General features: G+C 66.6%; 1 protein-coding gene. It reads left to right on the plus strand.

The annotated features are described in order from the left end of the window. Positions 1-371, plus strand: a 371-nt coding sequence (locus E5W87_RS26385) for an ATP-binding cassette domain-containing protein (protein WP_367118879.1), incomplete at both ends; no start/stop codon positions are given.

A 371-nucleotide genomic window follows, 5' to 3' on the forward strand; every position in this document is an offset into this window, starting at 1 on the left:
GCCGAAGTCATTGCCGGCCTGACCCGCGACGGTGTCGCGGTCGTCTATGTCTCGCACAAGCTGGACGAGGTGTTCGGCATCTGCCAGCGCGCCACCATAATGCGCGACGGCGTCGTGGTCGGTTCCGTCGATCTCGCGCAGGTGTCGGAAAAAGCCGTCGTTTCAATGATGGTCGGCCGCGAGCTTGCCCAGGAACAGCACCGCTCGCACACCTCAAGCGAGGTCAGGCTAAGCGTGCGTGGCCTCGCCTCGGCGACCAAGGTTCGTGACGTATCTTTCGACCTGCATCGTGGCGAGGTGCTGGGCATTGCCGGCCTCGTCGGCTCGGGCCGCACCGAACTGCTGCGGCTGCTGGCCGGCGCCGACCGCGC

Source organism: Mesorhizobium sp., from assembly GCF_004962925.1.
Lineage (GTDB): Bacteria > Pseudomonadota > Alphaproteobacteria > Rhizobiales > Rhizobiaceae > Mesorhizobium.